At 58.5% G+C, this 20,219-nt stretch carries 31 protein-coding genes; 27 read left to right on the forward strand and 4 right to left on the reverse strand.

Annotated features, from left to right (window positions below):
* On the forward strand, positions 1-308 hold a 308-nt coding region (locus TX24_RS24135; protein WP_057711448.1), incomplete at its 5' end, for a cell wall hydrolase.
* A gap of 72 nt (positions 309-380) precedes the next feature.
* Positions 381-1,148 (forward strand): DNA adenine methylase, encoded by a 768-nt coding sequence (locus TX24_RS24140; RefSeq protein ID WP_057711450.1) that lies wholly within the window; start codon positions 381-383, stop codon positions 1,146-1,148.
* 20 nt (positions 1,149-1,168) lie between these two features.
* Here the strand turns inward: TX24_RS24140 and TX24_RS24145 are convergent, their stop codons facing one another.
* A complete protein-coding gene (locus TX24_RS24145) occupies positions 1,169-1,405 on the reverse strand; it encodes a hypothetical protein (protein WP_057711452.1) in 237 nt (78 codons plus the stop codon).
* A gap of 569 nt (positions 1,406-1,974) precedes the next feature.
* Complete coding sequence (locus TX24_RS24150) at positions 1,975-2,256, reverse strand: DUF3077 domain-containing protein (RefSeq protein ID WP_032893303.1); 282 nt, start codon at positions 2,254-2,256, stop codon at positions 1,975-1,977.
* Between the two features lie 413 nt (positions 2,257-2,669).
* Here TX24_RS24150 and TX24_RS24155 point away from each other — a divergent pair, with 413 nt between their 5' ends.
* Entirely contained in the window at positions 2,670-3,218 is a 549-nt protein-coding gene (locus tag TX24_RS24155) for a hypothetical protein (protein ID WP_032893302.1), read from the forward strand.
* A gap of 285 nt (positions 3,219-3,503) precedes the next feature.
* Here TX24_RS24155 and TX24_RS24160 read toward each other — a convergent pair whose 3' ends face one another.
* Both TX24_RS24160 and TX24_RS24165 read right to left on the reverse strand, forming a co-directional pair.
* Complete coding sequence (locus TX24_RS24160; RefSeq protein WP_032893301.1) at positions 3,504-3,875, reverse strand: hypothetical protein; 372 nt, start codon at positions 3,873-3,875, stop codon at positions 3,504-3,506.
* Entirely contained in the window at positions 3,868-4,356 is a 489-nt protein-coding gene (locus TX24_RS24165; RefSeq protein ID WP_003189004.1) for a Panacea domain-containing protein, read from the reverse strand. The genes TX24_RS24160 and TX24_RS24165 overlap by 8 nt, the downstream gene beginning before the upstream one ends.
* A 225-nt stretch (positions 4,357-4,581) precedes the next feature.
* On the opposite strand from TX24_RS24165, the gene TX24_RS24170 reads away from it, so the two are divergent.
* From TX24_RS24170 to TX24_RS24280, 24 genes are all read left to right on the forward strand, one after another.
* Entirely contained in the window at positions 4,582-5,325 is a 744-nt protein-coding gene (locus TX24_RS24170; protein ID WP_169855582.1) for a LexA family transcriptional regulator, read from the forward strand.
* A 590-nt stretch (positions 5,326-5,915) separates the two neighbouring features.
* Entirely contained in the window at positions 5,916-6,254 is a 339-nt protein-coding gene (locus tag TX24_RS24175) for a phage holin family protein (RefSeq protein ID WP_003189007.1), read from the forward strand.
* A 23-nt stretch (positions 6,255-6,277) separates the two neighbouring features.
* On the forward strand, positions 6,278-6,793 hold the full coding sequence (locus TX24_RS24180; protein WP_034135806.1) for a hypothetical protein: 516 nt from the start codon (positions 6,278-6,280) through the stop codon (positions 6,791-6,793).
* A 3-nt stretch (positions 6,794-6,796) separates the two neighbouring features.
* The gene (locus TX24_RS24185) at positions 6,797-7,408 is read left to right on the forward strand and encodes a phage baseplate assembly protein V (RefSeq protein ID WP_003189010.1); all 612 of its coding nucleotides are present in this window, start codon (positions 6,797-6,799) and stop codon (positions 7,406-7,408) included.
* A gap of 9 nt (positions 7,409-7,417) precedes the next feature.
* Positions 7,418-7,750: a hypothetical protein gene (locus TX24_RS24190; protein ID WP_003189012.1), complete on the forward strand. Its 333-nt coding sequence runs from the start codon at positions 7,418-7,420 to the stop codon at positions 7,748-7,750.
* On the forward strand, positions 7,747-8,742 hold the full coding sequence (locus tag TX24_RS24195) for a baseplate J/gp47 family protein (RefSeq protein ID WP_003189014.1): 996 nt from the start codon (positions 7,747-7,749) through the stop codon (positions 8,740-8,742). The genes TX24_RS24190 and TX24_RS24195 overlap by 4 nt, the downstream gene beginning before the upstream one ends.
* Positions 8,739-9,377, forward strand: a complete 639-nt coding sequence (locus tag TX24_RS24200) for a phage tail protein I (protein ID WP_056790108.1) — start codon at positions 8,739-8,741, stop codon at positions 9,375-9,377. The genes TX24_RS24195 and TX24_RS24200 overlap by 4 nt, the downstream gene beginning before the upstream one ends.
* Positions 9,374-9,910 (forward strand): hypothetical protein, encoded by a 537-nt coding sequence (locus TX24_RS24205; RefSeq protein ID WP_057711454.1) that lies wholly within the window; start codon positions 9,374-9,376, stop codon positions 9,908-9,910. Before TX24_RS24200 ends, TX24_RS24205 begins: the two co-directional genes overlap by 4 nt.
* A gap of 56 nt (positions 9,911-9,966) precedes the next feature.
* A complete protein-coding gene (locus TX24_RS24210; protein WP_057711456.1) occupies positions 9,967-10,584 on the forward strand; it encodes a hypothetical protein in 618 nt (205 codons plus the stop codon).
* A complete protein-coding gene (locus TX24_RS24215) occupies positions 10,585-10,842 on the forward strand; it encodes a phage tail assembly chaperone (protein ID WP_082628870.1) in 258 nt (85 codons plus the stop codon). It begins immediately after the preceding gene.
* An 87-nt stretch (positions 10,843-10,929) separates the two neighbouring features.
* The gene (locus tag TX24_RS32215; RefSeq protein WP_003189022.1) at positions 10,930-11,103 is read left to right on the forward strand and encodes a hypothetical protein; all 174 of its coding nucleotides are present in this window, start codon (positions 10,930-10,932) and stop codon (positions 11,101-11,103) included.
* 2 nt (positions 11,104-11,105) lie between these two features.
* On the forward strand, positions 11,106-12,272 hold the full coding sequence (locus TX24_RS24220) for a phage tail sheath protein (RefSeq protein WP_034135800.1): 1,167 nt from the start codon (positions 11,106-11,108) through the stop codon (positions 12,270-12,272).
* A complete protein-coding gene (locus tag TX24_RS24225; RefSeq protein ID WP_003189025.1) occupies positions 12,272-12,778 on the forward strand; it encodes a phage major tail tube protein in 507 nt (168 codons plus the stop codon). The genes TX24_RS24220 and TX24_RS24225 overlap by 1 nt, the downstream gene beginning before the upstream one ends.
* A gap of 181 nt (positions 12,779-12,959) precedes the next feature.
* Complete coding sequence (locus TX24_RS24230) at positions 12,960-13,532, forward strand: phage tail assembly protein (RefSeq protein ID WP_057711458.1); 573 nt, start codon at positions 12,960-12,962, stop codon at positions 13,530-13,532.
* Positions 13,533-13,659: 127 nt separating this feature from the next.
* Positions 13,660-15,489 carry a hypothetical protein gene (locus tag TX24_RS24235; RefSeq protein WP_057711460.1) on the forward strand — a complete coding sequence of 610 codons (1,830 nt, stop codon included), beginning with the start codon at positions 13,660-13,662 and terminating at the stop codon, positions 15,487-15,489.
* The gene (locus tag TX24_RS24240) at positions 15,489-15,872 is read left to right on the forward strand and encodes a phage tail protein (protein WP_003189031.1); all 384 of its coding nucleotides are present in this window, start codon (positions 15,489-15,491) and stop codon (positions 15,870-15,872) included. Before TX24_RS24235 ends, TX24_RS24240 begins: the two co-directional genes overlap by 1 nt.
* A complete protein-coding gene (locus TX24_RS24245) occupies positions 15,865-16,077 on the forward strand; it encodes a tail protein X (RefSeq protein WP_003189032.1) in 213 nt (70 codons plus the stop codon). Before TX24_RS24240 ends, TX24_RS24245 begins: the two co-directional genes overlap by 8 nt.
* A 9-nt stretch (positions 16,078-16,086) precedes the next feature.
* Positions 16,087-17,097: a contractile injection system protein, VgrG/Pvc8 family gene (locus TX24_RS24250; RefSeq protein ID WP_057711462.1), complete on the forward strand. Its 1,011-nt coding sequence runs from the start codon at positions 16,087-16,089 to the stop codon at positions 17,095-17,097.
* A gap of 45 nt (positions 17,098-17,142) precedes the next feature.
* A complete protein-coding gene (locus TX24_RS24255; protein ID WP_244175920.1) occupies positions 17,143-17,340 on the forward strand; it encodes a hypothetical protein in 198 nt (65 codons plus the stop codon).
* Between the two features lie 92 nt (positions 17,341-17,432).
* Positions 17,433-17,924, forward strand: coding sequence for a phage tail tube protein (locus TX24_RS24260; protein ID WP_032893279.1), 492 nt, complete (start codon positions 17,433-17,435; stop codon positions 17,922-17,924).
* A gap of 8 nt (positions 17,925-17,932) precedes the next feature.
* Complete coding sequence (locus tag TX24_RS24265) at positions 17,933-18,283, forward strand: phage tail assembly chaperone family protein, TAC (RefSeq protein ID WP_032893278.1); 351 nt, start codon at positions 17,933-17,935, stop codon at positions 18,281-18,283.
* Between the two features lie 29 nt (positions 18,284-18,312).
* Positions 18,313-18,567, forward strand: a complete 255-nt coding sequence (locus TX24_RS24270; protein WP_032803291.1) for a hypothetical protein — start codon at positions 18,313-18,315, stop codon at positions 18,565-18,567.
* Between the two features lie 62 nt (positions 18,568-18,629).
* Positions 18,630-19,790 carry a phage tail tape measure C-terminal domain-containing protein gene (locus TX24_RS24275; protein ID WP_057711466.1) on the forward strand — a complete coding sequence of 387 codons (1,161 nt, stop codon included), beginning with the start codon at positions 18,630-18,632 and terminating at the stop codon, positions 19,788-19,790.
* A gap of 28 nt (positions 19,791-19,818) precedes the next feature.
* Positions 19,819-20,157: a phage tail protein gene (locus tag TX24_RS24280; protein WP_057711468.1), complete on the forward strand. Its 339-nt coding sequence runs from the start codon at positions 19,819-19,821 to the stop codon at positions 20,155-20,157.
* Positions 20,158-20,219 lie beyond the last annotated feature (62 nt).

The following is a 20,219-nucleotide window of genomic DNA, read 5'->3' on the forward strand; positions in this document are numbered from 1 at the left end:
ACGGCAAGGCCAAGTCGTGGTGGGGGGAGGGTTACGCCGGCGTGTGCCTGAAGCCCTGGCAGTTCAGCTGCTGGAATCAGAACGACCCGAACTACGCATATCTGAGCGGTGCAAAGCAGATCCCGGCTGCACAGTTCGCCCAGGCCCAGCGTGCGGCTGACCAGGTGATGAATGGCGCGGTACCAGATCCAACTGGCGGTGCCACGCATTACTACGCGACCACGATGCCAAAGGCCCCGGCCTGGGCGGCGAAGGCCAAGCAGACGCTGCGCCTTGGTCACCACGTCTTCTTCAAGGATGTGCCGTGATGACGCCCGACCTACATCTGCGACAAAAAAAATTAGCATGACCTAAAACCTACTTTGCAAAGGATTGCAAAAATGACAAACCCAATCGTCCCATGGATGGGCGGCAAACGCCGTCTTTCTAAGCGTCTGCTGGCGCTGTTTCCTGATCATGAGTGCTATGTCGAAGTGTTCGCCGGCGGCGCGGCTCTGTACTTCAAGCGAGAGGAGCCCGCAAAGGTCGAGGTTTTGAATGACCTCAATGGGGACTTGGTGAACCTCTATCGTGTCGTCCAGCACCACCTCGAGGAGTTCGTGCGCCAGTTCAAGTGGGCGCTCAGCTCCCGGCAGATATTTGAATGGCAAAAGATGACGGCCCCAGAGACGCTGACAGATATTCAGAGAGCCGCACGGTTCTTCTATCTCCAGCATCACGCCTTCGGCGCCAAAGCCACAGGGCAGACATTCGGCACCGCAACCACAGGCCGGCCTATCAACTTGCTGCGGATCGAGGAAAACCTATCGCAAGCCTGGCAGCGCCTTTCCGGCACCTATGTCGAGAATCTGCCATGGTTGAAGTGCGCCGAGAAATACGACCGGCCCCACACCTTCCAATACATGGACCCGCCCTACTGGAAGACGGCAGGTTACGGCGCTGAGTTCGGCTTCGACGAATACGAGCGAATGGCCGACTTCATGCGGACTTGCCAAGGCAAGGTGATGGTCAGCATCAACGATCATCCAGACATCCGACGGGTGTTTGGAGGGTTCCGTCTGGAGGCGATGGACATTCGCTACAGCACTGCCAACCCCAGGAAGGGGCCGGCCGCTGTGACTGGCGAATTGGCAATCATGAACTGGTAAACCCGGGCGGGAGGCAAAACTCACCGCGCAGGATTTGATTCTGTTGCATCGTCGAAAATGAGGAATAATGCCTCTATCGTGGCCGGCGTCAAAGCGCGTGCTGCTTCAAGCCCTTCAACGAATCCGGCAGCACGCTCTCCCGCCAGCATACGAGACGGATTGTCAGCCGCCCTGGCGATACGTTCGAGGTGGGACGCCGCCCGGCTCTGAATCAGCGTTGGGAGGTTCATCTGCGCAAGTTTATGAGTGTCATTCATAGTCGTTCGACCTGTCTAAAACTACCTCAACCTAGCACGCATTCATTGGGTGTAAAGGGCGCTAAATGAAAGTTGAGTTTTAGACGCTCATCCACTGAAACCCGCGTGATACGTGGCCTTAGACCATCTCCAGCCCATACTGCTGCATCATCGGGGTGTGGGAGGACAGATCGGAGGTGTTTTTACTCATTGGGTAATAGGCAAATTCGTTGAAAGTGATGGGGCAAAGGGGGCGCGTGGTCCAGTGTCGATCAGTTTAGAAAGGCGCACGTCAAAACAAAGCAGGTCGAATGTGGGAGCTGTCGAGCTTCAGCGAGGCTGCGATGGGATCACCGCCCTGTACCGGCGGGCCGAAGCACCCGCATCGCTGAAGTTCAAAAGCTCCACACCTTGCCCAATCGTGGTCGCTTAACTGATCGGCATTGGGCGCTTGGCCCAGCATTTTTTGCGATGGGCGCAAGGTTAACATGCGAAGTCGACCCTTCGCAGGTCGCAAACGACCCGGTAGAAATAGAAGAAGGGGCGGCGCATTTATCAAAATACGCCGCCCCCTTCTTTTTATCGCCCCTTTACTGAATGTTGCCGGGCGAATCCAACACCTTCACCACATCATCAACTACCGCCTTGACCATCTCCTGCAAGTAATGCGACGCCCACGCATAACGGTCCGTCTCCTTGGTCATCGCCGCATCTTCTGCGAGCAGCTTGGCGACATGGAGAAGATCGGAGGCGTGGTGCAGGGCTTCTTGCAGGGAAACACCGCTGTTGACGCGGAATAGAGGTTGGTCGGAGTGAAAGGAGAAGGGGGTGACGCCGAGGGTGGTTAACGCAGGCGGATTTGTAGCGGTCATCGGTAAAACTCCCATATCAAGTGAGAGCTACCACGTTCGTTATCAGGCGAATGGGGTGGCAGCTGTGCGCAGGCTGATAAACCGGAGATACAGGAACCCGGCAGACCCGAAGGTCTCCCACGCACAGCCGCCATTGCACGAAATGAGGGGCGAAAAAAAACGCCTGCAAATCGGGTTTGATGGCGCTTGTTGCGCCTGCATCTTGACGGGTTATCAGGCCCGGTCGCTGAATTGGCAGCGACGAATGGAAGGGTAGCGTGGTGATAGGGAGGGTGCAACTGGGAAACTGTGTCCTGGAAATAAATGCGTCCGCTTTTCTCCAGTAGGCAGCATTGGAGAAACACGCCTCCTAGAACGATGTGGCAGGTAATATCATGATTCGACTAGTTTGAACTTCGCAACCTGGAAAATTTATGACGAGTACCCTGAAGTATCAGATTCTTGCTGGGCTACCGGGCGAAGGGCCTCTTCCTTTGCAGTTCAGCGCTACCGGCCAAGGGCACCATAGTGAAGGATTCGTCATCAGGTTCTCGCCAGAGGCGAAGCCTTCTTGGGTGGGGAATTTTCAACCGGGTTTTTGCCGCTTCAGTTGCGTTCTGACGCTGGGTTCAACTTTTCATGTGATGATAGTTGCCGGTGGTCAGGGTTATATCGTGGACATTCGTAGCGGCGTTCTCTTGAAGCATTTCGGTGGCGATATCGAGTACTTGGTCAGCATTCCAGAATTAGACAGCATCCTTGTTTCAAATGGGGTGTGGCTCAGGCTTGTTAAAGGCGAGGCTGAGGTCTGGTGCTCTGAGCGCCTGTCTCTGGACGGGATTAGAAATATCCAAATCTCGCTCGCGGATGGGATCATTACAGGGGAGGGATGGTATGTAGACGATTGCTGGTATCCGTTCAAAGTCTGCATCTCCTCGGGTGAAGCTACGGGAGGAGTTTTCGAGTCGCTTGACTTCAGCTAAGTCCATTTCTGCGTTTCTGAATGATTAGCTACCGGCCGCTCTGGAAGCAGTTCGCGCCGAATCACCAAGCAGTAACACCGCCATAACTCAGCGATTCATCGCTCTGATCACTCTTTTTTTCCAGCGCCATTTTTACAATCTGTCACGTTGGGATAAGGCAGGCAGACCAGAATCATTTTACTCTTCGGTTCAAAGCCGATGCGATCAATGCCGGGAAGGTGATGATCTGGCTTTTTCGCAGCATATTAATCCTTCAAAGTTGGAATGACTGCGCGGTCCAATAGGCTATTTTGACCTACGCCCACTAGCCGGAAACAACCCTCGGATCACCCCAAGAAACGCCGCAAACAGATTGATTGAAGTCGCCGTAGTGATAGCAATCAACACATTGTCCGAGAACGGCGCTTTGCCCGAGTAATACGTCGACCACCCATTCCACACCAGTAAAACCGCCCAGAAGATCACACCACAAGCGGCAAACCAAAACGCCCGACCCGCATATTTCTTGCGCAGTTGCCTTTCGGCCTTCTGGTCTTTGAGGTTCTGGTTTCTTTCATCGTCGGTGCCTATGGCTTGCTCGCCACCGGCTTGGGTGTCCTGGTCAGGCCCTGCCGCGGGGGGCAGGGTGAGTTCCAGGTTGTCGAGTTCTTCACTCACGGATGCGGCTCTTTGGGTGAATGAGTGTTGCCATGTCTTCCCAGTCGATGGCGGAACCGTCGGCGCCCTTGAGGGCCCAGGCTGTGCCGTCCTCGTGGGACAGGTTGGACAGTTGGGTCCCGGACCATTTGCCGTATTTGTTAATGATCCGGTCAATCAAACGATGGGTATAGGTATCGCTCTCCGGCACCCTCGGTGTAACGAACACAATGTCTTCGGCGTCGGGCTTCAGGTTGCTGAGCAGCGACGTCACCGGGCGATTACCGTAGGACTTCAACTCATGGTACAGCGATGGAATAACCGGGCCATATTGCCAGCGGGCAAAGTGATCATCCATGAGGGGCTGATCCCGTTCGCGCAGGTGCCAGGACTGCGTATAAAACAGCAGTTTTTGCAGCTTCATGGGCGTCAGGCCCGAAAGCTTGCCTTCCTTCGCGCGTTCAATGAAGGCGTTTGCGACAGCTAGCGCTGAATAAGCCATGAGCACCTCCGTCTTTGCTGGCTACGTTGTCAAAGAGTTTTATACATAGGCCTTGAGTTGTCGACATGCAAGGTGTTGACCGGCAGCAATACCAAGCTGTCGGAATAATAGAGCGTCGATAACTGGTTGCATATACAGTATTTTGATTCAAGTTAAGTGAAAGACGCGTGTTTAATGCATAAATATGCAAATTAGCATTTGCCAACCCCAAAAACTCCCGTCACTATCCGCGCTATGCAAAAACGCAACGTTTCTATCGTCTTAAGAGAGCTGCTGGACCGCGACCGGATCTCCCCCACGGAGCTTCACCGACGCACTGGCGTGCCTCAATCCACACTGTCCCGGATCCTCAGCGGCAAGATCGTTGATCCGTCGGATAAACACATCTCCCGTATCGCCGAGTATTTTCGCGTGAGCACTGATTACCTGCGCGGGCGCGCAGCAGTGGGCGCTTTGCGCGATGACGGGCGCGACCCGATGCATTCGGAACTCAAGGACATAAGCCTGTGGGACGACGACACCCCCGTTAATGATGACGAGGTGTCGATCCCCTTTCTGCGCGAGGTTGAATTGGCTGCTGGATCAGGAAGATTCGTCATCGAGGAAAGCGAAAAGGCCAGCCTGCGGTTCGGCAAGCGCAGCCTGCGGCATAACGGTGTGCAGTTCGACCAGGCAAAGTGCGTGACGGTGCGCGGCAACAGTATGTTGCCGGTGTTGCGCGACGGGGCCACGGTAGGGGTGAATGCCGGCAAGAGCGGCATTGGCGACATCGTCGATGGCGACCTGTATGCCATCAATCACAACGGCCAGTTGCGGGTTAAACAGCTCTACCGCCTGCCTTCCGGGATTCGCCTGCGCAGCTTCAACCGTGATGAACATCCGGATGAGGATTACAGCTTTCAGGAGATCCAGGATGAGCAGATCAGTATCCTCGGTCATGTTTTCTGGTGGGGCATGTACGCCCGCTAACCTCCACGCGTAAGAAGAAACCCGCCCATGTGCGGGTTTTTTTTCGGCCCTAGAAAACCGGCCAAGCCCAAGCCCGCAAGGCTTCCAATGCATTCGTGCATTTTCATGGCAAAAATAAATGCATCTGTGCATTGACTGTATATGCATACATGCATATTCTTCACCTCAAGCCAGCCAACAAGGCTTGGTGGAGGCGGCAAGGATGCTGCCAAGGAAGACAAGGAAGGCACGCAACATCGGCAAGGACGCCATCGAAGCGATGGCAGGGATGCCAGGCAATACCGGCAAGGATGCCGACGCTCTTTAGTTTCAACGCTTCAACAACAGGCAGCGATGAACCGGCCTTAACGGTTCAGAGGGTTGGCAACTGACCCAGGTGTGCAGCGTAAAGCACCAGAAGCAGTTATCCGGCAGACAGGGATCGTGGTCGGAAAAACATCGAGGAAAGGACCGTACCGCGCCAGTAGCGCCGAAAGTCCGAGGACATCATTACTGAAAAGCCCGGGCGACCGGGCTTTTTGGAATGCCTACCTACCCAAGCATTTGTAAATGAAATACGGACTATTTATTGCTCAGCCAGGAGGCGTGACATGACAAATGAACAGCAAGCGTTAGCGGAAATGCCTATCTGGCTGGTGATCGTATTGGCGGTGATCGGCGGGGTGTCAGGTGAAATGTGGCGCGCCGATAAAGAAGGCGCACGTGGCTGGTCGCTGATCCGCCGTCTGGCCCTGCGTTCCGGGGCGTGCATGGTTTGCGGGGTTTCCGCCCTGATGCTGTGCTACGCCGCCGGCATGTCGATCTGGACCGCCGGCGCCATTGGTTGCCTGACTGCCATGGCCGGTGCTGACGTGGCCATCGGCCTTTATGAACGATGGGCGGCCAAGCGCATCGGGATCAACCAAGGCTCCGGCCAGGACCCGCACTAATCGTTGCAAGGACGCGACTTAAAATGACGTTTATCGATAAGCCATCCCAACTGCCCCAAGCCATCGGCGCGGTGCTGCATGCGGCCTTCCCGGACATCAAGGTCGGCAGTCACCAAGACTTTCAAGGCGATGCTGAACAAACCGGCGTAATGGTCACGGTCGAAGGCAATGGCCCGGGTATTCGCTCTCGCGAGGGGCGCAAGGCCCACGTCCTGGCCATTTCACTTAGGGCCATGGTCGCCCCCGGTGCATTGCCGTTCGACGCCTGCGACCTGGCCAGCCAGCTCATGGACCTGGTGCTGGATAACCGTTGGTACCTGCCCCAGGCGCAGTGCGATTTGCCGGCGAATATCGTCGCGGCTCCCGCTGTGCGCACTTCCGTGGAAACGGACTACGACACCTGGACGGTTTCCTTCACTCAAACCCTCTATCTAGGGCCGACGTTACTCGACGATCCCACAGGCCAACCGCTATTTGCCTGCACCTGGGACGTCTCCGATATCGACGACCCGGCCCAATACAAGCCTCTGGCGGAGTAGCCCATGTTCGACGCGCTGTTACGCATGCAATTGGGACCGATCGTCGAGCGCCTGGCCGAGATGGAGTCCCAGCTCGAGGACCTCTACCGGCGCGCCGAGAGCTTCTGCCGGATCGGCATCTGCCAGCAGGTCGATGCGGCCAGCAACACCTGCAAGGTCAGCCACGGTGACCTGCTCACCCCGGCGATCCGTTTTTTCAACCCCAGTGCCGGTGCACAAACCGAAACCCGCATCCCCACGGTGGGTGAGCAATGCCTGCTGCTCAACTACGGCGGGGGGGAGGGCGGTGTGCAATCCGTGGCTCTGTTCGGCCTTAACAGTGATCGCTTCCCGCCGGTCTCCAACGTGGCAACGCTGACTCGGCGCCGGCATCAAGACGGCACCCAAAGCGACTACGACGACGCCAGCCACACCTTCAACTGGATCAACGGCCCGACCACCTTCAGCGGTTCCCGCGAACAGGTTGACGTCAAGGTCGGCGCCGCCAGCCTGACCCTCAGCGCCCAAGGCATCACCCTGCAAGTCGGCGGCACCAGCCTATTGCTGGATGCCGGCGGCGCGCACTTCAGCGGCCCGGTGGTGGACCATCAAGGACGCGTCATCAGCCCCCGATAAGGACACCCCATGCTCGGAATCGATAGGAACACCGGGGCGGCCGTCGACGACTGGCTGCAATTTGTGCAGCGCGCCACCCGAGCGCTGACCACCCCCATCGCAACGCGGCAAAAGCGCCCGTTGTACGGCTCGCTGATCCCGCAGTTGCTCGGCCAGAACCTCGGCGACGACCTGTTGATCCTCGCCCAGAGCCACGCCGCGCAGGCCTTCTACAACACCCACAACGGTATCGGCGACTTCGACCCTCAGGTCATCGTCGCCACCCGCCAAGGCGCCGGCCTGCTGCTGCGGTTTGCCGGCACCTGGAAAAACCGCCAACAATCCTTCGAGGTCGTGACATGAGCATGCTGATCCCCGGCCAGAACCAACTGGCGGAACCGACCATCATCAAGGTCGATGAGTTCGAACCGTTGCTGGCCGAATTCAAAGCGTTTGTCATCGACTATGTCGCCACCCGCGCACCGCAAAGCGCGGCCAAACTCCAGGTCAGCCTCGACAACGAAAGCGAACTGCTGACCCTGGCTCTGGAAGCCTTTTGCGTGCGCCTGCAAACCCATGAGCGCAAATACAACGCCCGCATCAAGCAGATGCTGGCGTGGTGGGCCACCGGCAGCAACCTGGATGCGCGCCTGGCCGATATGGGCCTGGAACGCCAAGTACTCGACCCCGGCGACCCGGCCGCGTTCCCGCCGGTGCCGCCCACCTTGGAAAGCGACGACGACGCCCGCCTGCGTTACTACCTGGCGCCCCACGCCCCAGCGGCGGGCTCGCGCATGCAGTATCGCCGTGAAGTGTTCACCTTGGGCGAGCGCCCAGCAGTGAAAGTGCAAAGTGCGACGCCCGGTGTGGTCACGGTCACCTACACCTTCGACCCCGACGGTTACGCGGCCCAGGTCAAGGACGGCAACGCTCGCCGCACCGCACCGGGTGAAGTCATGGTCACCGTGCTTTCCAGGGAAGGCGACGGCACGCCATCTGCCGACTTGCTTGACGGTGTACGTCGACATTTCGCACGGCCGGATGTACGGCCCGAAACCGACCTGGTCAGCGTCCAGGGCGCGCAGATTCAACCCTACAAAATTCGCGTGGTGGCCAAGATCAACGCCGGCCCGGACTCGGGGCTGACCCAAGTGGCCGCGCAGAAACTGCTGCAAGACTACGCCGAGTCCTGCCACCGTCTGGAAGGGCGGGTGGACCCCAGCTGGATCGACTACGCCATCCACAGTGCTGGCGCTGCGCAACTGCACATTCTGGAACCGCTGGCGCCGATTGTCAGCACCGCGTTCCAGGCCCCGTATTGCACGGGTGTCGAGGTGGAGGTGCGCACGCTATGAGTGAACCCAACGCAAGTTTGCTGCCGGCCAACAGCTCACCGCTGGAAAAGGCCCTGGACCTGGGCTTCGGCAGATTGCTTGAGCGCGTCACTCCGCCGTTTCCGGCGCTGATGAACCCGCTGTACACGCCCAGCGAATTCCTGCCTTACCTGGCCGCCGACCGCGGCGTCAGCGAATGGGATGCCGAGGCCAGCGAGGCGGAAAAACGCCTGACCGTGGCCTTGTCCTGGCAGATCCAGCGCCAGGCCGGCACGCCCAAGGCGCTGAGCCATGCGGTGGAGTCACTGGGCTTCACGCCCAATATCAGCGCCTGGTACCAGCAACGTCCGCTGGGCGTGCCTTACACCTTCGATGTGCAGGCGATCATCGGGCGCAGCTGGTCCAGCGGCGACCACAACCGGCTGATCCGGCGTATCAATGCGGCCAAGAGTGAGCGCGATCAGGCGACGATCACCATCGTGCATGAGACCGAAGGCCAGCTCGCCCTCACGCAAGTGCTCGACGCGCCTTTAAGCGACGGTGAGTTCTACCTGAACGGCGCGTTGCCGGAATTGGCGCTGGTAGCTCGGCTCAACAGTGCCGGGGTTGCCCAGCACTACACCATTAACGATTACGACCTCAGGGCGCAGCCATGACAGATGAAATCACGCGCCTGGTGCGCTTCACCTCCAAAGGTTTGGATGAAGTGCTGCAGGCAAAGAACCAGGGCCTCAAAGGCGAAATCACCCACATCGGCGCCGGCACCGGCCGCTACGACCCCGACGGCACGGAAGTGGCCTTGCGTGACGAGCGCCAACGGGTGGCCATCGTCGATTACGAAGACCTGGGCGACCGCCAACTCAGGATGGCCGCGCTGTTTGACGGCGACGGCGAGTATGAGATTGGCGAGTTCGGGTTTTACCTCGCCAGCGGCACCTTGCTGGCGGTGTATTCCGTGGCGGGTAAGTTGCTGACGTATAAAGCGGCGGCGGCGCGGGTGCTGCAGAAGTTTACGCTGGATGTTTCGCCGTTGCCGGCGGATAGCGTGACGATTGTGGTGGGGGAGCACAACCTTAATTTGTTGTTGACAGAGGAACTGGCAACAATTGCTGCTGCTAATGTAAATAATATGTGGCGGCATCTAGATGTGTTGTTTCGAGTAATGGCGCTGGAAATAAAAGCTCAATGAGGGTTCAAGGATGATTCGCGAAGCTCCCTTGGTATTTAATAATTCAGAGGTCAAGTATGGGTATTGAGCAAAAAATTGGTGACTTGGTCACTGCCGCGGACAACCTCACAACTGCGGTTAACGGAAAAATTTCTCAAATAGACAACCGTATGGACGTTGCACGGGCGGAATTTGATGATTTTCGCAGCAAAAAGGATATGGTTGGCGTAGTCGGTGCGGCAGGCTCAGTACAGCTCAACGTCTTCCAAGGCGGTGTGTGGGGTACGGGCGGCCCTCAAAAGACAGGCGCGTCAGGTGGGTTCTCCGTCGTCGATCTAGGAACGTCAGCTGAAGTTTACATGCACTTCAAGTTGCCGGTTAATATCAATACTCACGATCAGATGTTCTGGTTCAATATTCGTGGGTATAGCTATGGTAGTGCGAGCATAGTAGATGAGACCGTAGTGGGCTATTGCTATTCGCCTCAGCGTGCGGTGTTGAATAAGTCTGTATTTGGGAATATGTCTCCGGGGATTTATACGGATGCCAGTGGTAATGTGATTGTGCGGCTGAAGTTTCCAAGTATCTATGTGACTACGATCCGTATTGACACTATGCAAGTCGGTATTGGTGGCTTGTTTGCGGTTGGTAGCATTGAGTCGAAGCTGTCGCTTACTGATAAGGTGGAGTTTTAAGTGAACGAAAAAATTAAGCTGGATTATCAATATAAACCTAACCCCGAGTCTATTGCTCTTGCTGAATGGGCCTCTATTCGCACTCGTCGTCAACAGCTATTGGCTTCCACAGAGGCAATGCAGTCCTTAGACAGCTCACTGACTGACCTGCAACGTAGTGAGCTTGCGCTTTATCGACAGGCAGTGCGCGACGTCCCACAAGACTCGGGCGATCCCTACAAAGTCGAATGGCCAGAGTTGCCTTATTTCCTGAAATAACCCACCGCGAAAGCGGTTTTTTTTCGCCTCCCCCAAAGCCCCTCCCCGCAGGGGCTTTTTGCATTTTCCACCCGGAGATTTCCACCCATGCCCACCCGCCAAACCTACACCGTCCTCATCCCATTCCCCATCGGCAACGGCCATTGGTCCACCGCTGGCGAGGAGCTGGAACTGCTCGACGTCGAAGCATCCGCCCTGCGCACCGCTGGCCGTCTGGAACTGACCAGCGTCCTCAACTCCACCCCCAAGAAGGCTGAATAACCATGGCAGAAGTCCTGAACTTCGAGCACAACGGCATCACTGTGAATGCCACTGAATCCCCCGAGGCCATGGGTGGCCTTGGCGATAACGTCATTGGCCTGGTCGGCACTGCGCCGAATGCCCACGCGTCGATCCCCAAAAACGCGCCGTTTCGTATCAACAGCTTCACCACCCAGGCGCTGCTGGACCCCGCCGGCACCGAGTCGGGCACCTTGTTCCAGGCGGTGTACCAGATCCTCAAAGTGGTCAAGGTGCCGGTCTATGTAGTCATCGTCGAAGAGGGCGCTACCCCGGCCGACACGATCAACAATGTGATCGGCGGCAACGACCCGGTCACCGGTCGCAAGCTGGGCCTGGCTGCCCTGAGCAGCGTCCCTGAAGACCTGACCATCATCGGCGCTCCAGGCTTCACGGGCACCAAAGCCGTAGCCGGTGAGTTCGCCTCGTTCGGCAAACGCATCAAGGCCCGTGTGGTGCTCGATGGCAAGGACGCGTCGGTGGCCGACCAAGTGACCTACAGCGGCGAGCTGGGCGGTGCCGACCTGGGCTTCGACCGTTGCCTGCTGGTGCACAACATGCCGTCGGTGTACTCCAAGGCTGCGAAGAAGAATGTGTTCCTGTCGCCATCCTCGCTGGCCATCGCCGCACTGGCCAAGGTCAAGCAGTGGGAAAGCCCGGGTAATCAGGTGACCTTCGCCGAGGACGTTTCCCGCGTGGTCGAGTACAACATCCTCGACACCTCCACCGAAGGCGACCTGCTCAACCGATACGGCGTGAGCTACTACGCCCGCACCATCCTCGGCGGCTTCTCCCTGCTGGGTAACCGCTCCATCACCGGCAAGTTCATCAGCTACGTCGGCCTGGAAGATGCCATCAGCCGCAAGCTGGTCAAGGCCGGCCAGAAAGCCATGGCCAAGAACCTCACCAAGTCCTTCATGGACCAGGAGGTCAAGCGCATCAACGATTGGCTGCAAACCCTGGTGGCCGACGAAACCATTCCCGGCGGCAGCGTGTACCTGCACCCGGAACTGAACAGCGTCGAGAAGTACAAGAACGGTACCTGGTTCATCGTCATCGACTACGGCCGCTACGCGCCGAACGAACACATGGTTTATCAACTCAACGCCCGCGATGAAATCATCGAGCAGTTCCTGGAGGACGTTCTCTAATGTTTACCAACCGAGTCAGACAGGCCATTGCGGCCACCCTTCAAGGCCTGCCGTTGTCCGCAACCGTAGAAGAGTTCACCCCGCCGAAGATCGAGTTCGACATGGAAGCCATGTCCGGCGGGCGCTTTATTGCCGAGGAAATGGCCAAGAGCGGCAAGGTGCTCAATGCCAAGCTGGTGCTGCAAGGTGCCGGCCCGGAAATCATGCTGGCCCTGGGCGTGCGCATGGGCGACGACATTTTGCTGAACGTGCGTGAAGCCGGTCAGGACCAGGACGGCAAGACCTACTTCACCTACCACACCGTCGGCGGCAAGCTCAAATCCCTGGAGGAGGCGAAGCTGAAAATGGGCGACAAGGCCACCACCACGCTGGAGCTGTCCTGCCGTACCTACAACCGTCTGGAAAATGGCATTTCGGTGATCGACATCGATGTACGCACCCAGAAGTTTGTGCTCAACGGCGTCGACATTCTTGGCGATGCGCGCCGTGCCGTGCTGATGCCTTAAAGATGACTGCTATCTAAGGCGGGCACGATCAATGTGGGAGCTGGCTTGCCTGCGATGCAGGCGACTCGGTGTATCTGGTGTATCGAGTGGATGCTATCGCAGGCAAGCCAGCTTCCACACGGACCGCGCGCAGATTTAGATTTGCGGTGCTTTTCAACACTGCTCAACAAGGAATTGCCCCATGGCCTGGATGCCACCGTTGCACATTCTGCTGTCCCCGATCACCGCCGATACCGGTGCGACGATCCAGCAGGTTCAGCTCAAACCGTTGTTCTACGCCGCGCAAAAAGACGCGCTGGCCCGGGCCGGTGATGACGAGGACGACCAGTTCTTCGAACTGGCGAAACTCGCCACCGGCCTGTCGGAAAAAGAGCTCGACCAACTCAAGCGCCCGGACTACGTAAGCATTGCTCAATACGTACACGAAATGTCGACGCGGCCGGCTTCGTTCTTTTTGAATGAGCACGAAGCGACGCCCCACGATCAGCCTGTCCCTCTGCTCTTGCCCCTGGAAGCCGCTGGCCGAACCCACACCGAACTGCCCCTGGAAATGCCGGCCTTGCGCGCCACCAAGGTGATGAAAAAACTCGCCACCAACAAAGAGCGCGCCGAGTTCATCACCGCCCATTGCACCGGCCTGATGATCCCCGACCTGGCCGGTTTGACCGTGCCCGACTGGACCGAACTGCAGGAGCGTATCGACGATTTTTTAAATCAACCGGCGGCCTTCTTTCGCAGCGCGACATCGAAGTAATCCTCGATGTGGTGCCGCTGATCTACTCGGTCAATGAGGCGGAGATCCTCGACTGGGACGCCGGAAAAGCATTGCGCCGCTACGACATTGCTATCACTCGCCTTGGCGTCAAACAGGAGTAAGCGAGATGCAGGACAATTATTCGCTCGCCTATGCCGTCGCCAGGAATGGCCGGGATGCGTTCGGCAGTACAGACGGCGCACATGACGCCGATATCCTCAGCCCTGGCGCGTTGTCGGTTGGCAGCTCAACCCCGTCAACAGATTTGGCTGCCTTGTCCGGAACCGTTGCCGCACTCACCAGCGCAACGCTCAAACTTGATGAGCTCGCACTGTCGCTCGGCTCATTGCGTGAGGGTGTGGATTCTCTCGACACGGCGCTGTCGTCGCTGAGGGCAATTGAGGTGCGTTCACCCAAGCTGGGTGAGCAGGCAGAATCGAAGACAGTGTCTGAATCCGCTTCGACTACCTCAGAGAATTTGCGCCATACCCGCGAGGCCATGGCGCTGGGCACCGCGCAGATAATCGACCTGGCAAGTGCGCTGCAGCATTCAGGCAGCCAACTGAAGTTTGATAAAACCGCAACGTCGGAAAAGTCGATCAAGGTGCTGCGCGAGGAGTCCAGCGAAAGCGGCAAACGTTTCTCTACGACCCTGGATGCCACGCCGGTATTGGGCGAAGCGCTTTGGCTGAAAGCTAAGACGGGCCTGATGGACAGCGCCAGTGACGTGGCTAAAGATTCACCGGCTCTGGCGGGCGCGATTAAAACGGCTGGAGCTATTACGCCGGTGTTTTCCGGCTTTTTTTCAAGTGTGGGAGACACGATAAAAAACCGCGTTGCTGGCAACGTGGTTGATGCGACGCTGGGTAAGCTTCCCGGCGTTGGCAAGCTGTTCAAGGATGGCGGTTCTGCGAAAGATAAATCGTGCTGTTGTGCGACGGCCACTCAGCACCCCATCGAAAGTCCTCGTTCGCGCTCGCAGGGCTCGCGCGGGAAAAAGAGCCCTCGTCAGTCGAAGTCGCAAAAAAAGCAGAGCGCTCAAAACACTCAGCGCGCGCAGATCAGGCAGCGAAAACAGCCGCTAGTGCCCAGAACAGCCTCGACCAAACGATCGCCTGCCAGCAAAAAAGGCGGTGTATTTTCCAGGCTGCTAACTAGCCTCGAGCGTGATGCAAAGGCATTGTTACCTGCGCCGTTCTTAGGCTTCGATGCGGGGCGGGCGGTTCAAAGGTTGCAACCGCGTGCGGTCGTGGCGAACCGTCCAAGCAAGAGCAGGTCTTCAGGCCAGTCGACAGCGAGCAGAGGCCCTGTGCTGATCGAGGCAGTAGAGCGCAAGCTTATCCCCATGTCTTCCGAAGGCCGGGTAACTACTGCTGCGCCCCATACTAGCCATTTCAGTCGTGAGGCTTTGCCTGGCCCGCTGAAGATGCCTTCCAACCCGCTAGGCACAGTGAACAAATTGGGAGTGGCCGGTGCTCGCCGCCTTGGCCCGATGAGGTACGCCGACACTGCTTTGGATGTGATTCAGGGCGTACGCAACGGGGATGCCAAGGCAGTCGGGACTGGCCTGAGCAGCGCCGGTGGCGCCTGGGCCGGAGCGTCCGCTGGCGCCGCGCTCGGTACCCTGGTTTTCCCCGGTGTCGGCACCGCAATCGGCGGCGCCATCGGTGGCCTGCTGGGCAGCGAGGCGGGCAGTTGGCTGGGTGACAAGGTGTTTGGCGCAAATGATCGCCTACCTGCGCCCAACGCGCTGAGCAAGGAACTCAACAGTGCCCGTACCGACAATGTCCAGGTCACGCTCTCACCGAGCATCCAGATTACCGGCGTTAACCCGGCGGATGCCCAGCAAGTCGTCAATCAAGTGATCCAGGCCCTGCAGTTCCAATGCGTGCCGATGGTCACTGATTCCCTGGGCATTCGACGCAACGCGGCATTGGCCGATCCAGGAGGTGATTGATGCGACAACAAATGGTACTGGGCGACTTTATTTTCGGGTTATCCCGAGGGTTCGCCTATTCCACACTGACCCGCAACAGCGATGGCGGTTGGAGCGACCTGGCGATTATCGCCAGCAAACCCCAGTCGCGGCAGAACGGCCAGAAGCTGGAAAAACTCACGTTCAGCGGCACAGCCATGCGCGCCACTGGCATGCAGCGCCTGGACGAATTGCGCGCTTTGCAAAATGCGCGAGCGCCGTTGCCGCTGGTGGATGGCATCGGCCGCAACTGGGGCCTGTGGCGTATCAACTCGGTAGTGGAAGCCCAAAGCAATGTGATCGATGACGGCACCGCCATGGTCATGAACTGGACCCTTGAGCTGGAGGAATTCGTCAATGCGTAGAGTACGAAGTATTGCCGGTGATTCGGTCAACCTGTTGCTTTACCGCGAATTGGGCCGTTGCGATGACACCGCCGAAGAAACCCTTTGGCGCTTGAACCCCGAACTCGCCGAATACGGCCCGGTACTGCCAGCCGGTGTCTGGGTGATCGTGCCTGAGATACAAGCACGACCGGCTGCCATGCGGCCCGTTCTGGCCTGGGATTGAGGAGGCTGCATGGCACAGGGATTTACGCCGATCGTGGAGTTCTACGGCGCCAACGCGGCGCTGCTCAATCAACGCCTGATGCACTGGAGCCACACCGACGCTGCAGGCATCGAGACCGATCGACTGGAACTGACCCTTAATATCGAAGGGTTGGAAGGCTTGCCCAGCCTCAGTGGCAAGATCGGCCTGCGCGTCGGATATAAGGAAACGGGGCTGGTGGAAAAAGGCGAATTTGTGATCACTCAGCGAACCCCGGTGCTGTTTCCGATGCGCCTGATGATCGTCGCCACCGCCGCGCCCTTCAGCGTGGTGGATAAAAGCGGCTACCGCCAGCGCCGTTCCGCCAGCCATGGGCCGACCACCTTGGGCGCCTTGTTTCGCCAACTGGTCAGCCGTCATGGTTTTTCACCGCGTGTGGCACCGACGTTGGACGGTATTGCGATTGAGCATATCGATCAGTCAAACGAAAGCGACATGGCCTTCATCACCCGCCTGGCCAAGCGTTACAACGCGGTCACCAAGCCGTTCAACGAACTCTATGTGCTGGCCGAAGCGGGGCAAGCCAAATCACTCACCGGCCAGCTATTGCCCGAAGTGAAGCTGTCCGTGACACACGACAACCGCCCGGGAAACCAGGCCTTTATCACCGCCAAACTTGATGAAAAATCACGCTCCAAATACATGGGCAGCCGCGTCAGCTGGTGGGACGCCGCCGCCGGCAAGCAGCGCGTGGTCCAGGTCGGGATTGCCCCGTTCAAGACCTTGCGCCAGCCCTGCCAGAACGAAGCCGAAGCCCGCGCCGTGGCCGAAGGCGAACTGCGTCGCGTGGGCCGTGAAGGCTTGAAGTTACAGATCGATTGCCCAGGTAACCCGTTGCTGGCGGCCGAAGGGTTGCTGATGCTGGATGACACCTGGCCTGTGTACATGCAGGGGCGCTGGTCGATCACCAAGGTGACCCACGTTGGTGATCCAGCGACGGGATATCGCAGTTCGATCATGGCCGGTGGGTTGGCGTCGTGATCGTCACCGCTGCACGCTCCCCACTGACTCGCTACAGGAACCAGGATGCCTATGAATGACGAAGAATTGGCCGCGATCAACCGTTTGATCGCCGCCCTGCAAACCCAGACCGATGGCCAGGTGGCGCTAAATGCCGCCATTCGGCTGTTGGCCCAGAGTAACCAGGCGTTGGTCGAAGTGATCAAGAGCCGAGAACCGGACCCGAATGCACCGCCTTACCTGGACGGCAAACCGGCGCGCTGATCCCGTCTCGACCTGCCTTGTACGCAGCAACACAGCCGTTGCACCCCACAACCCGCCTTCGCGGGTTTTTTATTGTTCATGGAGAACACTCGATGTCGATTCTTACCCAAGGTACCCAGATTTTCGCCCTCGTTCCGCCGGTCTCCGGCACCGGGCCCTATACCGTGCTGGAAGTCGAGCACGCCACTTCGTTCGAACCGGGCGGCGCGCCGGCCGAGCAGATTGAAGACACCAGCCTCAATGCCGAAGAGCGCAGCTACAAGAAAGGTTTGCGCACCCCTGGCACAGCGAGCCTGGGCCTGAACGCCGACCCCACCAATGCCAGCCACATCCGCCTGCACCAGCTGTCGGAAGCCAAGGGCGATACCGGCGTGAAGTGGGCCGTGGGCTGGTCCGACGGCAAGGATGTACTGCCGACCGTCAACGCTAAAGGCGATGGCTTTGAACTGCCGGCGACGCGCACCTGGTTCACCTTTGACGGCTACGTGTCGGACTTCCCGTTCAACTTCGCACTGAACGCGGTCGTGACCACCACCGTCACCATCCAACGTACCGGCGCCAGCGCCTGGATCAAGAAAGCCTGAGAGACGCCATGAACCTCAAACAACTGAAAGCCAAGGGCGGCATCGTCGATGGCCAACTGGTGAAGAAGGAAATCAGCTGGACGCACCTGGACAGCAAAACTGGCAAGGAAGTGACTGACACGTTCACGTTGCACATCCGCCGCCAGTCCTTTGGCGTGATCGAGCGTCTGTTCAGTCAGGGCGAATCGGCACAGAGCCGTAACGCCAGCTACCTCGCCGCCTCAGTGTCGTTGGGTGCCGAGGGTGATGAAGCCCTGAGTTATGACGATGCCTTCGGCCTTGAGCCGTCATTGGGGTTTGTGATGCTCAATGCAGTCAATGAGGTCAATGGCACCCAGGGTGGCGGCGCAAAGAACTGACGGTCGCCGATGAGTTCTGGCACGAACTGGTGCTGAACGGAGTCGGCGGCCGCACGATCGCCGAAGCCAAGGAACGCATGACCTACCACGAAGCCCTGGCATGGGGGCGCTATATCGACCGATATGGCTCCCTGCACGCCGGTAGGCGGCTGGAGGCGGGCAGCGCGTTGGTGGCGCTGCAGACCCACCGGCTGGGCGGCGGCACGGCCGAGATGATTGACTTCATGCCCCACGAGCTGCGCCGGGGTGTGTCGCTCGAACGTGCGATGAACGAGTGGCGTTAAGGACGACGCGACTTTCCATGAAACCCGTTTCGACGGGTTTTATCCATGACCCGGAGAAACCTATGGCAACTGCTTCCCAAGGTAATCTGACGCTCAACCTCGGCAGCCTGGAGCAGGCCCTGGCGAAGGCGTCACGGATTACCGAAAACAGCATGCGCGAGATGCAGCAGAAGATCGAGGACGCCAGCAAAAAGGTCAGCGCCTCTGCCGCAGCGGCGCTACAGGTCACGTCCGGCCAGTTCAAGAGCTTTCAAAGGGCCTATGACCCGGCCACGGATGCGGCAGAAAAATTTATCCAGAAAAATGCGCAGTTGATGCAAGTGCTCAAACAGAGCCAGGGTGCGCAGAATGATTTTGTTGGGGCGCTGGATGCGCAGTCCAGTTATACCGAGCGGGCGGGGCTGAAGTTTCCAACGGGTGGGCCGTATGGGGATGCAGCTTCATCGGATCAGGAGGGGATGGCTCTTCTGAGTGAAGAAAAAACTGGGCAGGTTAAAAGTAATTTCGCCGATATGACCCAACTGCTCGATGATTGGCGCGAAGGCGCCAGTGCTGCGTTCAGAGAGTATTCTACTAACGCAGGTACGGCAGCCGAGCAATCGAAGGCGGTGTTCGCCAGTGCTTTTGAAAAGATGGACGCCGCGGTCCTGACGTTTGCGACTACGGGGAAGTTCAACTTCTCTGACTTTGCCACCTCGGTACTTAAAGACATGGCGGCGATGGCTGCCAAAACGGCGGCCTCTAGTGCCCTGAAGTCGTTGTTCAGTTTGGCCGGCTCGGCCATCACCAGTTGGTTGAGCCCTTCTGTTCCAGCAGGTTCAGTGCTGGGGCCAAGCGGGTATCAAAATGAACTCAATGTCTCCGGCATTAAGTATGCCAATGGGGGGGTATTCACCAACTCCATTGCGACCAGCCCCACACTGGCCCCCATGGCCCTCTTCGGCGAAGCCGGCCCCGAAGCCATCATGCCTCTGAGCCGTGGTTCCGACGGCTCCCTGGGCGTGCGCGCATTGGGCGGCGGCCAAGCAGGCAACACCAGCAGCAACCAGGTGGTGATCCAACAAACCATCAACGTTGCCGACGGCCAAGGCTCAGGCACCGACACCAACGCCCAGAACGTCGCCCGCGCCTACGCCGGCTCAGCCCGCCAGGGCGCCGCCGAGCAGATCGCCCGTGACCTCAAACCGGGCGGGCAAATCTGGTCGGCCATCAACGGCCGCTGACCCTCAACGGCTTACGCCTGGAGAAAACATGAGCACAGAAACTTTCACATGGGTGCCCAAGGTGGAGCCCGTCGGCAGCGTCGAGTTTCGTCTTAAGACGGCCAAGTTCGGCGATGGCTACCAGCAGACGGCAGCGGACGGGATCAACAACAAAACCCAGTCCTGGCCACTGACGTTCGTGGGTGACGAGGCGCGCATCAAAGCGATTGTTGCTTTCCTTGATCGCCATGCCGGCGCCAAGGCGTTCAACTGGACCGCACCACTGGCAGGGGCTGCGTTGTATCGCTGCAAGGGTTACCAGCCAACGCCCATGGGCGCCGGGCTCTACTCCCTGACGGCGACGTTCGAGCAAGCCTTCCACCCCTAGCGCCGCCTCCACCCCGCCACAGTGCGTAATGCCGTTCAGTTAAGCGTATATCGCCTCTGTAG

It is taken from the genome of Pseudomonas lactis, from assembly GCF_001439845.1.
Taxonomy (GTDB): Bacteria; Pseudomonadota; Gammaproteobacteria; order Pseudomonadales; family Pseudomonadaceae; genus Aquipseudomonas; species Aquipseudomonas lactis.

Excerpts from the sequence above, each read along its gene's own strand:
- TX24_RS24265 (WP_032893278.1), top strand. The coding sequence starts at position 17,933 with ATGAACCTCAAACAACTGAAAGCCAAGGGCGGCATCGTCGATGGCCAA.
- TX24_RS24235 (WP_057711460.1), top strand. The coding sequence starts at position 13,660 with ATGCAGGACAATTATTCGCTCGCCTATGCCGTCGCCAGGAATGGCCGG.
- TX24_RS24255 (WP_244175920.1), top strand. The coding sequence starts at position 17,143 with ATGCCTATGAATGACGAAGAATTGGCCGCGATCAACCGTTTGATCGCC.
- TX24_RS24220 (WP_034135800.1), top strand. The coding sequence starts at position 11,106 with ATGGCAGAAGTCCTGAACTTCGAGCACAACGGCATCACTGTGAATGCC.
- TX24_RS24155 (WP_032893302.1), top strand. The coding sequence starts at position 2,670 with ATGACGAGTACCCTGAAGTATCAGATTCTTGCTGGGCTACCGGGCGAA.
- TX24_RS32215 (WP_003189022.1), top strand. The coding sequence starts at position 10,930 with ATGCCCACCCGCCAAACCTACACCGTCCTCATCCCATTCCCCATCGGC.
- TX24_RS24195 (WP_003189014.1), top strand. The coding sequence starts at position 7,747 with ATGAGCATGCTGATCCCCGGCCAGAACCAACTGGCGGAACCGACCATC.
- TX24_RS24190 (WP_003189012.1), top strand. The coding sequence starts at position 7,418 with ATGCTCGGAATCGATAGGAACACCGGGGCGGCCGTCGACGACTGGCTG.
- TX24_RS24260 (WP_032893279.1), top strand. The coding sequence starts at position 17,433 with ATGTCGATTCTTACCCAAGGTACCCAGATTTTCGCCCTCGTTCCGCCG.
- TX24_RS24150 (WP_032893303.1), bottom strand. The coding sequence starts at position 2,256 with ATGACCGCTACAAATCCGCCTGCGTTAACCACCCTCGGCGTCACCCCC.
- TX24_RS24185 (WP_003189010.1), top strand. The coding sequence starts at position 6,797 with ATGTTCGACGCGCTGTTACGCATGCAATTGGGACCGATCGTCGAGCGC.
- TX24_RS24175 (WP_003189007.1), top strand. The coding sequence starts at position 5,916 with ATGACAAATGAACAGCAAGCGTTAGCGGAAATGCCTATCTGGCTGGTG.
- TX24_RS24210 (WP_057711456.1), top strand. The coding sequence starts at position 9,967 with ATGGGTATTGAGCAAAAAATTGGTGACTTGGTCACTGCCGCGGACAAC.
- TX24_RS24245 (WP_003189032.1), top strand. The coding sequence starts at position 15,865 with ATGCGTAGAGTACGAAGTATTGCCGGTGATTCGGTCAACCTGTTGCTT.
- TX24_RS24200 (WP_056790108.1), top strand. The coding sequence starts at position 8,739 with ATGAGTGAACCCAACGCAAGTTTGCTGCCGGCCAACAGCTCACCGCTG.
- TX24_RS24225 (WP_003189025.1), top strand. The coding sequence starts at position 12,272 with ATGTTTACCAACCGAGTCAGACAGGCCATTGCGGCCACCCTTCAAGGC.
- TX24_RS24250 (WP_057711462.1), top strand. The coding sequence starts at position 16,087 with ATGGCACAGGGATTTACGCCGATCGTGGAGTTCTACGGCGCCAACGCG.
- TX24_RS24205 (WP_057711454.1), top strand. The coding sequence starts at position 9,374 with ATGACAGATGAAATCACGCGCCTGGTGCGCTTCACCTCCAAAGGTTTG.
- TX24_RS24240 (WP_003189031.1), top strand. The coding sequence starts at position 15,489 with ATGCGACAACAAATGGTACTGGGCGACTTTATTTTCGGGTTATCCCGA.
- TX24_RS24140 (WP_057711450.1), top strand. The coding sequence starts at position 381 with ATGACAAACCCAATCGTCCCATGGATGGGCGGCAAACGCCGTCTTTCT.
- TX24_RS24230 (WP_057711458.1), top strand. The coding sequence starts at position 12,960 with ATGGCCTGGATGCCACCGTTGCACATTCTGCTGTCCCCGATCACCGCC.
- TX24_RS24145 (WP_057711452.1), bottom strand. The coding sequence starts at position 1,405 with ATGAATGACACTCATAAACTTGCGCAGATGAACCTCCCAACGCTGATT.
- TX24_RS24275 (WP_057711466.1), top strand. The coding sequence starts at position 18,630 with ATGGCAACTGCTTCCCAAGGTAATCTGACGCTCAACCTCGGCAGCCTG.
- TX24_RS24180 (WP_034135806.1), top strand. The coding sequence starts at position 6,278 with ATGACGTTTATCGATAAGCCATCCCAACTGCCCCAAGCCATCGGCGCG.
- TX24_RS24165 (WP_003189004.1), bottom strand. The coding sequence starts at position 4,356 with ATGGCTTATTCAGCGCTAGCTGTCGCAAACGCCTTCATTGAACGCGCG.
- TX24_RS24280 (WP_057711468.1), top strand. The coding sequence starts at position 19,819 with ATGAGCACAGAAACTTTCACATGGGTGCCCAAGGTGGAGCCCGTCGGC.